Raw genomic sequence first — 13,068 nt, forward strand, 5'->3', positions numbered from 1 at the left:
GACGATATCCCGGTTCACGCCGGCGCGTGGCGGCCGATCGTCGGCAACGCCAAGGCCGACATGGAGGCGCCGGTGCATTTCGAAAAACGGCTTGTCGCCCGCTTCGGCGATCGCCTGAAGAAGTTCAACCCGCCGGCGCCGACGCCGGTGCGGCAGGCCACGTCGGGACATGCGGTCGATTTCATCATCGAGACGGTCATGGCCAATCCGGGCGAGATCACGCTGGTGACGACCGGCCCGCTGACCAACGCGGCGATGGCGCTGTTGCAGGAGCCGCGATTGACCGGTGCACTCAAGCGGCTGATCGTGCTCGGTGGCAATTTCCAGACGCCGGGCAACATCACACCCCTGTCGGAATACAACATCTGGGCCGATCCGGAGGCTTCGCGCATCGTGCTCAACGCCGATGTCGAGAAGATCCTCGTCCCCCTCGACATCTGCGAGGACAACCGCGTCGCCGACTCGATGCTGACGCGCGACGACATCGCCGACATGCAGGCCGTCGCCAAGGACAATCCCGTCCTTGAGATGATCGCCGACAGCTTCCCGATCTACATCGACATCTGGCGCGAATTCTTCGACCTCGTCGGGTTCCCGATGGATGACGTGATCACCGTGGCGCTGGCTTTCGATCCCGGCCTGGCGACGATGACCGAGCCGCTGTTCGCCGACGTCGTGCTCGACGGCAGGCTGGCGCGCGGCCAGACCGTCGCCTATCGCGGCCGGCAATTGCTGCCCGGCGGCGGGCCCAAGACCACCCGCATCTGCACCGGCCTGGACGGCCGGCGTTTCCTCGACGGCTTCAAGAAAACCATAGCGCGCTACGAGCGGGCGGCGTGAAAGACGACATGATGACCAAGCCAACTCCTATCCTGTTCGACTGCGACCCCGGCCACGACGACGCCATCGCGCTGGTCATGGCGCATCGCTCGCCGGCCATCGAACTCATCGGCGTCACCACGACCTGCGGCAATGCGGAAGTCGAGAAGACGACCGCCAATGCCTTGCGCATCCTGGAGTATATCGGCGCCGGCGACGTGCCTGTCGCGCAGGGCTGTCACCGCCCGCTGGCGCGCCCGCTGGTGCTCGGCACCGCCGATGGCCCGAGCGGGCTCGAGGGCTCGCCCTACCTGCCGCAGGCGACGATCAAGCCGGTTGACCAGCATGCCGTCGATTTCCTGGCCGACAGGCTGCGCGCCGCGCCCGAACCGATCCTGGTCGTTGCCACCGGCCCGCTCAGCAATATCGGCCTGATGATCCTCAAGCATCGCGACGTGCTGCCCAAGATCAAGGAACTGATCTGGATGGGCGGCGTGTTCTACCGCAAGAGCGAGATCATCACGCCGACCGAATTCAACGCGTTCTGCGATCCCGAAGCGCTGAAGATCGTGCTGGACAGCGGCGTGCCGATCCTGATGGTCGGCCTCGACGTCACCATGCAGGTGCTGATCGAGGCGCCGCAATATGCCGAACTCGCCACCATCGACACGCCGCTCGGCCGGCTCGTCAACGACTGGCTGCTGTTCTACGAGAAGCTGCACCGCAACTCGATGGGCGTCGGCGGCGCCATGCACGATCCGCTGGCGCTGGCGCTGGCCATCGACCCGACCTTGGTGCGCACTCGCCCTGCCCATATCGGCGTCGACCTGTCCGGCACCTACGCCTTCGGCGCGACCATCGCCGACTACTGGGGCGAGCGCGGTGAAAAGGACAATGCCCGCATCGCCCATGAGGTCGACGCGGACCGCTTCTTCAAGCTGATGTTCGATCTCCTGCGGGACTGAACATCCAACGGACTGAGGGTTAGCGGAACAGATATTTCGAGACTTCCGGGTTGCCGCGACGCCACATCACATTGTCCAGGAAGTAATGGTGCACGTTGATGAATATCCACGCGATGAAGAGGAAAAGCGACGAGCCGAGCACCTGTTTGTCGTAGGGAACCAGGGCACTTAGCGCCATCGGCACGAGCCAGAAACCGAGAGCACCGAGAATTGTGCCGGCGACGATGAATATCAGCACCCGCAGCCTGTACATCGGCCCAAGAATGGACAGCACCCTGAATTCCGGATCCTTGACGGCATCCGCGCGGTCGCGCTCGACATTGGTCTGGTAACGCCAGACCACCGCCAGATACTGCAACGAATGGAGCGCCGGCACCACGAGCAGCCAAAGCGGATTTAGGGCCACGAACAGAATCCAGGCATAGAGCGACACGACGTAAGCGACGACGCCGTTATACGGCAGCGCGCCGCCATGTTTGCGCCAGCGATTGACGAACATCACGGCGGTGGCCGCCGAGGAGGCAGCGGCGACCGCGAGCGCGATGTTGAGGAGCCAGGGCGGGACAGCGAATGTGTAGTAGTCCAGGCCCCAGTACTGCCTTTCGGTGATCACCACGTTTGTCTGGAGCCAGGCGAACAGCCACACGGCATATCCGTTGAACAGCAGCGCTTTCTTGTCCTGGTCGCTGAAGAATTTGCGCTTCAGCACCGCGTCCACCATCAGCATGCCATAGCCTTGCTTGACGTAGTGCCAGCCGACGAAAAAGCCCATCGCGTTGGTGGCATATCCCAGCAGGCGGGCGTTGCCGGTTACGGAGCCATAGGCGAAGAAAGCGACCATGATCATTGGGACGGCAATGCCCGCGATGATGTAGCGGATCTGGAGATTCCTGTCATATCCGTCGCCGCGCACCTTGCGCCCGAAATCGCGATAGAAAATCTGATACGAGTGGGCAAAATGTGGATGGTTTATCAGATTGGCGAGCAAGAGCATTACCGCCGCCACAACGCCCTCGTATCTAAGAGGCACAAAGAACAGGATCGGCAGGATCAGGAACGCGCTCCCGCCGAGCATGAAAAAATCGATGAACGGACCAAATAGATATTTCTGTGGAGGCGCCGCGACCGAGACCGGAGCATCCGCCGAAAGGTGAAGTGCCATGCTGCCTTCTCCCTGTGATTGTTTATCTAGCCATCAACCTGATAGGAATTTTTTCTTGACTCCCTGCACTCAGCTATGGTACATTTTTGTCCATGGTGCTGATTTGCGCCAGTGACCCGCCGCACAGGCGGGTTTTCGTTTGTTCCGTCAGCCAACGCGCCGGCGAAGGCTTCGGGGAAGTGTCGATCGCAGCGCGTTCAGCCGCGCGAACTGTCGAGGTCAGTTGAGCTGATTGAGGATCCCAGAACTGCTCGCCAGGATCAAGCTCTTGTAGATCAGGAACGCCAGCGTACAGATCGCGGCCAGCGAGGTCGGCACGCCGAACGGCACCACCCCCTTGCGGTCCAGATGCTGGACGATGAGCCGAAAAGCGCCCGCCGGCAGCAGGAATGGGTTTTTCACGATCGCGGCAGTGGCCAAGGCGAAAACCAGGAGCAGCACCGAAAACACCGCGAGACCGCTGCCGCTGATCAGGAAGGGCACGACTGCTATCAGCTTGACATCGCCGGCGCCGATCTTGCGCAAGGCCCAGAAGGGCAAGAGCGCGACGAACAACAGAAGCCCTGCACTGGTGCTCAGTCCCATGTCCCACCACGACCCGGATTGGAGCGACAGCAACAGCAGGCCCCCGGCGCCCAGACAGAGCAGCAGCAGCACGTCGCGATTGGAAATTTTCTGGGTGGTGAAATCGAGCCAGGCAATCCTGGCCAGCAGAGGGATTGCGAGCACCTTCAGCAGCAGCGCTTCGGCAAGCAACATGCTAGCGCTCGACGTTCTGCACGCTTGACGACAAAAGCTTCAGATTGTTGGCGACGGTCGGGTCGTTGGGCGCCAGCTCGTAAGCCTTGAGGAAGTTCGAGCGGGCATCCTGTAACTTGCCGCGCAGCAGGTAGGAATAGCCGACATTGTTGTAATATTCGGGCGTCGCGCCGCCCAGCTTGAAGGCCCTGGCATAGGCCCGGTCGGACAGGTCGAAGCGGTGGATCCGGTCGGTGCAGGCGGCCAGCCCCATCCAGGCGTTACCATCATTGGGTGCCAGTTGCGTCGCCTTGAAGAACAGTGCGCCGGCATTGCCGTAATTCTCGGCGCGGAACTGGTTCTTGGCTTCCGCGACCGCCTGGTCCGAGGCATAGTATTCGACGTCGCCGACCGTTTTCAGTCCGTCGAAAGCATCGCCAAAAGACGTCACGTCGCCCTTCGACGGCTCGTTGGTGCGCACGACACCGTCGGTTGTGTCCGCCGTCTGGCAACCGGCAAGCACCGCCATGAGCAGACAGGCCGCGGCCGCGATAACCCTCTTCATACGTCCGTCCCCTGGGCCCCCGACTCACATTAGGGCCAAATGATATACTAAACTAGAAGAAAACGCCTCTCATGCGAATGATGACCGGCAACATGATCACCACCATCACGACTGGGAATATACAGAGACCCAACGGAATCATCATCTTGACCGGGAGTGAATTGGCGCGCTCCTCGGCACTCAGAATTCTCTGACTGCGCATTTCGGCGCTATAAACACGCAAGGCATCGGTGAGGCTGGTGCCGAGTTCTTCCGATTGCCGGAACAGCACCGCTAGTGCCCGCGCCTCCTCAAGGCCTATGCGATCGGCGAGTTCCCGTAACGCCTCCCGCAACGGCTTGCCGGCGCGCAGTTGCAAATTCATGATAGACAGTTGGATCCCCAGCCACTTGTGGGTGGCAGCCATTTCGTGACTCACACGTTCGACCGCCGCCTCAAGGCTCATGCCTGCATCGGCGCATGTGATCATCATGTCCATGAAGTCGGGAAAGGCACGGCGATAGATTCGTTTCTGACCATTCTCGAAGCGATCGAGCATGATGCTCGGAATCACCATGCAGGCCAGGCCGAACAAAGCAGAGCCGGCAAAGGTTATGAAACCAGGCAGCTGTGGTGGAAGGACCCGCGACAGCAGGGCATAGATGGCCAAAAACCCAATGCAGACTGCAACCAGACGGGACAGGGTGTAAACCAGCGGTGCACTTGATTTGTAAAAGCCGGCACGAAAGAGCTTCGCCTCCAAAGCATTCGGCTCATCGCGCTCCTTTTCGATCGACTTGAAGTAGGCGTCGACTGGCCGTTGTGCCGCAAGCTTGGCAAGCACGTCCTGTCCAAGCATTGACCGGCGGTCTGTAATTCCTTCGCCCATCAGGCTCTGCGCGACGAGCTTTCGTGTTTGCAGAGCCGGCAGGAAGACGAGCGCACCGAACAGGAAAAAAGATGCCGCCGCCGCAAACACGACGATAGATACCAAGAAACCCAGATCCTGAATATTCGAAAACAATTTTATTCGTCGCCCCTGTTAGAAATCAAAATTAACCATTCGATACATGATGAAATCCCCCAACAAAGCCCACACCCCGAATACGGTGAAGACTGGGAAAATGAGCTGATCGTGCCACACGCCTCCATAATAGGAGGGAGCAAGAAGTTGAAGGATCAAGAACATGACGAGCGGAAACAGTGATATAATCCAGGCCGATACGCGCCCTTCAGCGGAAAGCGCCCGAATTTTCATTCGAAGCTTTTGCCTTTCTCGCAGTACCGAGGATAGGTTGGACAAGATTTCGGTCAAATTACCGCCGGTCTTGGCCTGGATCGACAGGGATACCGACAGCAACTGAAGACCCTCGAAGCCGACACGCTGCGAAAGCTTTCGCACAGCCTGCTCGATGCTGAGACCGAAAGTGATCTCATCGGAGACGATGCCGAACTCGGTGCCGAGCGGATCCGGCATTTCGCGCGCGACCAGACCGATGGCGACCGAAGCCGGGTGTCCGGCGCGCAGCGAACGAACGATCATGTCGAGCGCGTCCGGCAGCTGTTTGGCAAACTTCTGGATTCGCTTGTTGCGGGCGCGCCGGAGGACGAGAAGCGGCAGGACAAGCCCTACGACCAGAAAGATAAGAAGCGACGCCAAAGCGGAAAAATTGAAGAGTACCAGGAGCAACGCCATCGCTAGTCCGACGAGCAGGAATGTCGCGGCGAACGTCAGGGGATTTCCGGTGATGCCGGATTGAGTATAGAGTCTGTTCAGCCACACCATTCCAAAAAGAAAGTCGCCGGAGTCAGTGAGGCCACGCTCCCGCAGCAATCCCTGTAGCGTTTGTTCGGCCGGGACGTCGCCAGCGAGCCGCTTCAATCGGCGATTGACTGCTAGAGACCGAGAGCGGCGGCCGGCAAATGAAAGATAAAGAGCTTCGCCGGCGAGGATGACCGAGGCTGCCGCCAGCATGTAGATGAAGTATAGCAGAGCTTGACCAGTCGGCATCAGAGGGCAACCTGCGGGTTGAAGGCGTCCTTGGCAAAATGATGGCCAAGCGTCGCCGCCTCTGGAGCGAAGCGCGGACGGACACCGGTTGCGCGAAAGTCTCCGACGACCTTGCCCTCGGCCGTCACCTCACGGCGGACGAAATGATAGATTTCCTGAAGCTGCACGACATTGCCCTCCATGCCGGTCAGTTCCGATATGGAGGTGACACGCCTGCCGCCATCCGAGAGACGCTGTGTCTGGACGATGATGTCGATGGCGGAGGCGATCTGCGCCCGGATCGAATCATGCGTCATCGGCATGCCGGCCATGCCGACCATCTGCTCCAGCCGCGAGATCGCATCGCGCGGCGTGTTGGCATGGATTGTCGTCATCGAGCCTTCGTGGCCGGTGTTCATTGCCTGCAGCATGTCGAAAGCTTCCTCGCCGCGCACCTCGCCGACGATGATGCGGTCCGGTCGCATGCGCAGCGCGTTCTTCAGCAATTCGCGCTGGCGAACCTCGCCCCTGCCCTCGACATTGGGCGGGCGCGTCTCGAGCCGGCCGACATGCGGCTGCTGCAATTGCAGTTCTGCCGCATCCTCGATGGTGATCAGCCGCTCCTTCGAAGGGATGTAGCTCGACAAGGCGTTGAGCAACGTTGTCTTGCCGCTGCCGGTGCCACCCGAAACCAGGATCGATTTGCGCGCCTGGACTGCGATCCGCAGCAGGTCGATCATCGGCGGACGGATCGAATTGAATGCCATCAAACGTTCGAGCGAATAGGGATTCTTCGAGAATTTGCGGATCGATACCAGCGGGCCGTCGACCGAGACCGGCCGCACCGCGATGTTGACACGTGAGCCGTCTTCCAGCCGGGCATCGACCATGGGCGACGATTCATCGACCCGCCTGCCGATAGCCGAAACGATCTTGTTGATGACGCGCAGCAGATGGGCCTCGTCCCGAAACCGGATTGGCGTCTCTTCGACGATGCCCCGCCGCTCGACGAAAACGCGCTTGTGAGTATTGATCAGGATGTCGGTAATGGAATCATCCTTGAGCAGCGGTTCGATCGGCCCGAGGCCCAGCATCTCGTCGGCGGTGTCGCTGGTGAGTTGATCGAGTTCGCGCGCATTCAGCGGCACCGCGCGAGCGCGAACGAACTCGCGCACGATTGGACGGATCTCGTTCAGGATCTCATCCTTGGAAGCACTTTCAAGCGCGGTCAGGTTGAACCGGTCGATCAAGTGGCGATGCAGCTCGACCTTGATCGTCAGGAAATCGTCACCATGCGATTGAATATCAACGGCTGGCAGAAGAGCCGGAGCAACAGGCTGCACCGCCAGCGGCTCGACCTTTGTCACTGCCTGCTGTTCGCTTGGCCCCTTGATGAACCGTCCCAGCATAATTGCTTATACTCCCCTCGGACACGCATTAGCGGAAACTAAACGTTAACCAACGAGCGCACAAGCGCCTGGATGCCCGGCGCACAGCCATTACTTTCGGCATAGTTAAGATCAAGGACCGCAAATCCCTTGATTATTTGGTGCAGAGGGCATGCGGAGTTCCCCAAATTTATCCTCAGCTCTCAGGCTCATGCGCCCGCGCCGCGAAAATTAGCAAAACTCCCGCTTAAGTCCTTAGATATAAAGGAATATGCATTTCTTCTAATGCTTCCACGGTTTCGCCACATGAGCGGCTAAATTGTGAATGAATGGTTAAGGGCGATCGAAAAATGAAAAGAATCAATCCCTTGATAAGATTTCACTTTGCCACCTTCTTGCCGAATCAGGTACATGAAAGTTAAGGAACCCTTAATGTCGTTTGACTCTGCATTTTCTCGGGACCTAGGATCGAGATGACGGGGGATGCTTGGGTATGGATTTCATCTCTTGCTCTGTCTCGTCGGGTTCCAACCTCCAAAGGGAGAAATTGACATGAAGAAGCTCATGACGATGACCCGGCAGTTCCGCGACGATGAAAACGGCGCTGCCATGGTCGAATATTCCATCCTCATCGGCATCATTGCCGCGGCGTCGATCGTGACGATCATCGCTATCGGAGTGTGGGTGAACGGCTCGTTCACCAATCTCTGCAGCAAGCTGACGGGCGTTGCTGGCGTGACGAACTGTACTGTTGCTACGGCTACTCCTGGTCCCTGATCATTTTCCAATCGGGACCCGGATCTGATCCGGGTCCCTGTTGCCCGATATGTTGCCTTTCTTGGGGTTTTTGGGACCATGCGCGCGAACACACTCATCATGATCGTTCTTGCCGGTATTTTCGGTGTCCTGGCGGTTGTGCTGGTCAATATCTGGCTGGCTGGCCAGCGAAGCGCCATGGCGCAAACGGGTATTGTTCAAGGCAGCACTGTCGTGGTTGCGGCGATACCACTGAAATTCGGCGATGCGCTGAGTGCGGACACATTGCGCGAAGTCGCATGGCCGGCGGGCGCAATACCGGCAGGCGCTTTCAAGACGACAAAGGAAGCCTTGGCCGGCGAAGGTACAAGGCAAGCGCTTCAGACCATCAGCACCAACGAACCAGTCCTCGCCAGCAAGATCACTGGGCCAGGCCAACGCGCCACACTTTCGGCGGTGCTTGGCGAAGGCATGAAAGCTGTTTCCATCAGGGTGAACGACGTGCTCGGCGTCGCCGGCTTCGTCTTCCCGGGTGACCGGGTCGATGTGCTGCTGACGCGAACGGTGCGCGGCGATGATGGAGCGGACAAGAGTTTCGTCGATGTGCTGCTGCAGAGCATGAAGGTGCTCGCCATCGACCAGGTGGCCGATGTGAGCAAGGACAGCCCAACCGTGGTGAAGTCCGTAACGCTGGAAGCCAGCACCAAGGACGCGCAGAAGCTGACGCTTGCGGCAGGCGCCGGCCAATTGTCGCTGGCGCTTCGCCAGGCCGCCGCCAGCAAGGGCGAAATGACCGAGCGGGTGACGCTTTCCGACCTGACCGGCGAAACGCCGGCCGATGTCGCCGCCAGGCAGGCGGAGCTCGACAGGAAGGCAGCGGCCGAAGCGGAGGCTACAGCCGAGCGCAAGCGCGCCGAGGACAAGATTGCCGGGTTGACGCAGGCTGTGGAGCGGGTGGGAAGCCGCCTCGACGAGTTGGGCAAGGTAAAGCCTGCTCCGATCGTGATGGCGGCACCGCAGCCGGTCGTCAAGGAAGTGGTCAAATATGTGCAGCCTGAGCCGCCGGCGCGGGCAACGATCGGCGTTTTTCGGGGTGTGAAGCTCGAGACATATGACGTGCCGCGACAACCATGATAAGGTGCGGCTAATAAACGGGACTGCCACCGGCAGCGAGTGGGGAGACGGGGATGCGGGGATATTGCTTAGGGATAGCGACGGCCGCGTTGTCGTGCCTAGGGGCGCTGTTGCTGTCGGGCCTGGCGGCCAATGCGGCCGACCGCTTCATCGATGTGTCGACCCCCAGCGTTCATCGGATTTTCCTGCCGATGTCGCAATCGGTGACGATCCAGGTGAGTGCCAATCTGGGCGACATCGTCGTTGGCGACGAGAAGATCGCCGATGCCCAGCCAATGACCGACCGCACGCTCTACGTCATCGGTAAGGGCGCCGGCACCACCACGGTTAATCTGTTCTCCACCGATAAGCGCTCGCTCGGCGCCCTCCAGATCGAGGTCGGCGTCGATGTCAGCGACATGGCGCAGGCGATCCGCCAGGTCGCGCCAAAGTCGCGCATCGAAGTGGGCTCGGTCAATGGCAGGGTCAGGCTTGGCGGGCATGTGAAAGATGGCGCTACGCTGGCGGCGATCATGGCGGTTGCGCAGCAATATGGACCCGATGCCGTCATCAACTCCGTCATCGTCGACGACAGCCAGCAGGTCAATTTGGAAGTGCGCGTGCTGGAAGCCAAGCGCAACACCGGCCGCGACCTCGGCGTGTCGATCAAAAGCAGGAACGGCGATGGCACAACCCGTACCGGTACCGGTGTTGCTGCCGTTGACGAGGACGGTGTCGTGCTCGGACCGGGCGGTCTGCTCAGCGGCCTCCTGTCCAACTCGGCGCCCTTCGGAGCGCTTATCACGCGCGTCATCGACAGCAACATCAAGGTCGACCTGATCATAGAGGCGCTCGAGTCCAAAGGCGCGGTGCGCACGCTCGCGAACCCCAACCTCACCACGCTTTCCGGCGAGCAGGCCAGCTTCAACGCCGGTGGTGAAGTGCCTATTCGCAGTCTGGACAAGGACGGCCAGGTAAACATCGTGTACAAGCAATTCGGCGTCAATCTTCTGTTCACGCCGGTCGTACTCGACGACGGCAAGATTCATATGAACCTGGCGCCGGAGGTCAGTGACCTGACCGGCTTCACCACCGCCGGCGACCCGATCTTCACCAACCGCAAATTGTCGACCGTCGTCGAATTGCGCGACGGCCAGAGCTTCGCCGTCGGCGGGCTTCTGTCCAGCAAGACCACCAAGCTCCAGGATCAGGTGCCTTGGCTCGGCCAAGTGCCTGTGATCGGGACGCTGTTTCGCAGTTCGAGCAACCAGAAGGAAGAGACCGAGCTGGTCGTCATCGTCACGCCGCATATCGTGCGGCCGGTGAAGCCTGGGGAGCAGTTGGCGACACCGTTCGACAAGACACGGCCCGCCAACGATCCGGAGTTCTTCGTGCTCGGCCAATTGGAAGTGACCAAGGACATGGTCCGCAAATATGAAACCGGCGAAGGCGTCACCGGCCCCTATGGCCACATGCTCGACTTCAAATCGAAGGACAAGATGCTCTATGTCAAGAAATAGCGCCTTGATCCTCATTCTGTGCGCCAGCGCCCTGTCGGGCTGCGCCGCGGACTATCTGAACCATTATGATTCGGTGACCCTGGCCGCCGGCGACACGCAGAAGTTCAATTCGCTGCTGCAGACGGTCGACCCGCTCAACCCGGCGTCCCGAAACACACATATCGAAGGCGACGGCGCACGCGCCGCAGCCGTTGCCCAAGGCTACAAATATCCACCGCCACCGCCGCCGCCACCAGCGATCACGGTCAATGTCGGCGGGTCGGGTGTGACACAGTGAACTGAACGAAGGGATGCGCAGGGCGCCGGGCATGCGAGGGGCTCTGGCGCAGGAAAGCAGAGAGTAAGGTCATGTTGGGGACCATTCGTGCCTTCTGGAACGATCAACGCGGCATCGCGATGATCCTCGTGGCAATCATGCTGCCCGTGCTTATCGGCTTCGCTCTGCTGGCCATCGATATGAGCCGAGCCAACGGACTTCACAACGATCTGCAAAAGGGAGTTGATGCCCTTGCTCTGGCAACGGCAGCGGAACTGGATGGCAGATCGGATTCGATCACCAGAGCCAATCTGGCCAAGACTACCCTTCTCACCAACAAGACCAAGTTTTCAACGGCAGGCGATCATACACTCGCTCTAGCCGATGTGACCGTTACATACTTGACCGGGATACCGGCCGACGACAGCATCAAGTTGAGTGCCGCTGGTGTCGACGCCAATGGTGTGAACTGGGCAAGCACCGACCCTAAAGCCGTGACATTCTCACTGGTGACCGTGAACCCGTCCGGCCTGGCGGATGGTGCCGGGGCCTTCGAAGCGATCTTTCCGGCAAGCGTTGTCAGCGGCAGCAACACATTCGACATCAGACCTCAGGCTGTGGCCGGATTTGTCCAGTCGATCTGCGAAACGGTGCCGATCTTCATGTGCAATCCGTTCGAGACGACCGACCCGTTGACCAGCAAAACGATCCAGCAGGCGTTCGCGTCGGGGGACACCTATAGCCGCGAATTTCGTATTCTGAAAGTCGATAGCAACCCCGGCCCGGGCAACTTTGGCCTGCTGGAAAACGGCCTGACCTCGATACAGGAGGGGATGGCCAAGGGGACCGCCGGCACCTGCTACAGCCGCACTTCGCTGACCACGAAAACGGGTGTCACCTTGGGTCAGGTCAATACTGGCCTGAATGTCCGGTTCGATCTCTATCAGGGCAATCTGAAAAATAACACAGACCTTGGCTACCGCCCGGCGAGCAATGTCCGCAAGGGGGCCAGCAAGAACAGCAATTGCAACAAGTTTGATGTCGCGACGGATGGTTCCGCGTTGCCTCTCCCGGATGGCACCGGCTATGACTCCGCTAAGGGCATGACGCTGCCGATCGCGGCGAATTCCTTCTGGACCGCCTACTGGGCCGCCAATCATAAGAACGCAGCGTATCCAAACCTCCCGGCGAAGACCGACCCTCTCAAGCGGAACGTTCCCGCCTCCAGGTATGATGTCTACAACTATGAAATCGCGGCCGGAATCGTGGGCGACAAATCGAAAGGGCCTTCGAACGAAGTTGGAACGCCTTCCTGCTACAAGGGGGACCTCACCAAGGCGGATCCGAGCCGCCGGCTGATAAACATGGCCATTATCGATTGCAAAGCAAACCAGGCGAAGCTGAACGGCCACACCGCAGTCCGACCGGATGGCTATGCAAGCGTCTTCATAAACAACCCTATCCAGAAGGTGAATCCCAACGACGAGGACAATCCGGACGGTACAGGCGCCGAGAAGGCTATCAGCCTTGAGATCGTCGATGTCGATGGCGGATTTGCCAACAACACCCTGGTAGACAAAGCATTCCGCAACGAAGCCCAGTTGTATCGGTAGCGCTGACATGACCAGGCTCCGCAGAATCATTGGACGGTTCCAAGGCGACGAAAGTGGCGCCGCTTTGGTGGAAGCCGCGATCACGATACCACTCGTATTGCTGTTATCGGCCGGTGTGTTCGAGTTCTCCAACATCCTGAATACGCGGATGCTTCTCGAAGCTGGCGTTGAGGATGCGGGGCGCTACATGGCACGATGCAGCAG

14 protein-coding genes are annotated in these 13,068 nt (G+C 59.7%); 8 read left to right on the forward strand and 6 right to left on the reverse strand.

The window, feature by feature from the left end; genetic code table 11:
* Window positions 1-840: nucleoside hydrolase (locus EN884_RS07535; RefSeq protein ID WP_164894944.1), on the forward strand; the 840-nt coding region annotated here is incomplete at its 5' end.
* Window positions 837-1,784, forward strand: a complete 948-nt coding sequence (locus EN884_RS07540) for a nucleoside hydrolase (RefSeq protein WP_024502284.1) — start codon at window positions 837-839, stop codon at window positions 1,782-1,784. The genes EN884_RS07535 and EN884_RS07540, both read left to right, overlap by 4 nt.
* Before the next feature lie 19 nt (window positions 1,785-1,803).
* Here the strand turns inward: EN884_RS07540 and EN884_RS07545 are convergent, their stop codons facing one another.
* The 6 genes from EN884_RS07545 to EN884_RS07570 all read right to left on the reverse strand — a co-directional run bounded on the left by EN884_RS07545 (window position 1,804) and on the right by EN884_RS07570 (window position 7,627).
* Window positions 1,804-2,946, reverse strand: a complete 1,143-nt coding sequence (locus tag EN884_RS07545; protein WP_063170099.1) for a hypothetical protein — start codon at window positions 2,944-2,946, stop codon at window positions 1,804-1,806.
* 219 nt (window positions 2,947-3,165) lie between these two features.
* Entirely contained in the window at window positions 3,166-3,705 is a 540-nt protein-coding gene (locus tag EN884_RS07550) for a prepilin peptidase (protein WP_063170098.1), read from the reverse strand.
* Between the two features lies 1 nt (window position 3,706).
* Window positions 3,707-4,249 (reverse strand): tetratricopeptide repeat protein, encoded by a 543-nt coding sequence (locus EN884_RS07555; RefSeq protein WP_063170097.1) that lies wholly within the window; start codon window positions 4,247-4,249, stop codon window positions 3,707-3,709.
* A 52-nt stretch (window positions 4,250-4,301) separates the two neighbouring features.
* Entirely contained in the window at window positions 4,302-5,252 is a 951-nt protein-coding gene (locus tag EN884_RS07560) for a type II secretion system F family protein (RefSeq protein ID WP_063170096.1), read from the reverse strand.
* Between the two features lie 18 nt (window positions 5,253-5,270).
* Entirely contained in the window at window positions 5,271-6,239 is a 969-nt protein-coding gene (locus tag EN884_RS07565) for a type II secretion system F family protein (RefSeq protein WP_063170095.1), read from the reverse strand.
* The gene (locus EN884_RS07570; protein ID WP_128360518.1) at window positions 6,239-7,627 is read right to left on the reverse strand and encodes a CpaF family protein; all 1,389 of its coding nucleotides are present in this window, start codon (window positions 7,625-7,627) and stop codon (window positions 6,239-6,241) included. The genes EN884_RS07565 and EN884_RS07570 overlap by 1 nt, the downstream gene beginning before the upstream one ends.
* A gap of 531 nt (window positions 7,628-8,158) precedes the next feature.
* On the opposite strand from EN884_RS07570, the gene EN884_RS07575 reads away from it, so the two are divergent.
* The 6 genes from EN884_RS07575 to EN884_RS07600 form a co-directional block, all read left to right on the forward strand.
* Entirely contained in the window at window positions 8,159-8,383 is a 225-nt protein-coding gene (locus EN884_RS07575) for a Flp family type IVb pilin (RefSeq protein ID WP_063170093.1), read from the forward strand.
* A 78-nt stretch (window positions 8,384-8,461) separates the two neighbouring features.
* The gene (gene cpaB, locus EN884_RS07580) at window positions 8,462-9,496 is read left to right on the forward strand and encodes a Flp pilus assembly protein CpaB (RefSeq protein ID WP_063170092.1); all 1,035 of its coding nucleotides are present in this window, start codon (window positions 8,462-8,464) and stop codon (window positions 9,494-9,496) included.
* 53 nt (window positions 9,497-9,549) lie between these two features.
* Window positions 9,550-10,995: a type II and III secretion system protein family protein gene (locus tag EN884_RS07585; RefSeq protein ID WP_063170091.1), complete on the forward strand. Its 1,446-nt coding sequence runs from the start codon at window positions 9,550-9,552 to the stop codon at window positions 10,993-10,995.
* Window positions 10,982-11,272, forward strand: coding sequence for a hypothetical protein (locus EN884_RS07590; protein WP_063170090.1), 291 nt, complete (start codon window positions 10,982-10,984; stop codon window positions 11,270-11,272). The genes EN884_RS07585 and EN884_RS07590 overlap by 14 nt, the downstream gene beginning before the upstream one ends.
* A 71-nt stretch (window positions 11,273-11,343) precedes the next feature.
* Window positions 11,344-12,864, forward strand: a complete 1,521-nt coding sequence (locus tag EN884_RS07595) for a pilus assembly protein TadG-related protein (RefSeq protein ID WP_063170089.1) — start codon at window positions 11,344-11,346, stop codon at window positions 12,862-12,864.
* A 7-nt stretch (window positions 12,865-12,871) separates the two neighbouring features.
* Window positions 12,872-13,068, forward strand: a 197-nt coding sequence (locus tag EN884_RS07600) for a TadE/TadG family type IV pilus assembly protein (RefSeq protein ID WP_164894945.1), incomplete at its 3' end; no start/stop codon positions are given.

The organism is Mesorhizobium sp. M7A.F.Ca.AU.001.01.1.1, assembly GCF_004022735.1.
GTDB classification, from domain to species: domain Bacteria; phylum Pseudomonadota; class Alphaproteobacteria; order Rhizobiales; family Rhizobiaceae; genus Mesorhizobium; species Mesorhizobium ciceri.

What these genes read in the sequence shown, in the direction of transcription:
- EN884_RS07545 (WP_063170099.1), bottom strand. Translation starts at nt 2,946, where the DNA reads ATGGCACTTCACCTTTCGGCGGATGCTCCGGTCTCGGTCGCGGCGCCT.
- EN884_RS07550 (WP_063170098.1), bottom strand. Translation starts at nt 3,705, where the DNA reads ATGTTGCTTGCCGAAGCGCTGCTGCTGAAGGTGCTCGCAATCCCTCTG.
- EN884_RS07555 (WP_063170097.1), bottom strand. Translation starts at nt 4,249, where the DNA reads ATGAAGAGGGTTATCGCGGCCGCGGCCTGTCTGCTCATGGCGGTGCTT.
- EN884_RS07565 (WP_063170095.1), bottom strand. Translation starts at nt 6,239, where the DNA reads ATGCCGACTGGTCAAGCTCTGCTATACTTCATCTACATGCTGGCGGCA.
- EN884_RS07570 (WP_128360518.1), bottom strand. Translation starts at nt 7,627, where the DNA reads ATGCTGGGACGGTTCATCAAGGGGCCAAGCGAACAGCAGGCAGTGACA.
- EN884_RS07575 (WP_063170093.1), top strand. Translation starts at nt 8,159, where the DNA reads ATGAAGAAGCTCATGACGATGACCCGGCAGTTCCGCGACGATGAAAAC.
- cpaB (WP_063170092.1), top strand. Translation starts at nt 8,462, where the DNA reads ATGCGCGCGAACACACTCATCATGATCGTTCTTGCCGGTATTTTCGGT.
- EN884_RS07585 (WP_063170091.1), top strand. Translation starts at nt 9,550, where the DNA reads ATGCGGGGATATTGCTTAGGGATAGCGACGGCCGCGTTGTCGTGCCTA.
- EN884_RS07590 (WP_063170090.1), top strand. Translation starts at nt 10,982, where the DNA reads ATGTCAAGAAATAGCGCCTTGATCCTCATTCTGTGCGCCAGCGCCCTG.
- EN884_RS07595 (WP_063170089.1), top strand. Translation starts at nt 11,344, where the DNA reads ATGTTGGGGACCATTCGTGCCTTCTGGAACGATCAACGCGGCATCGCG.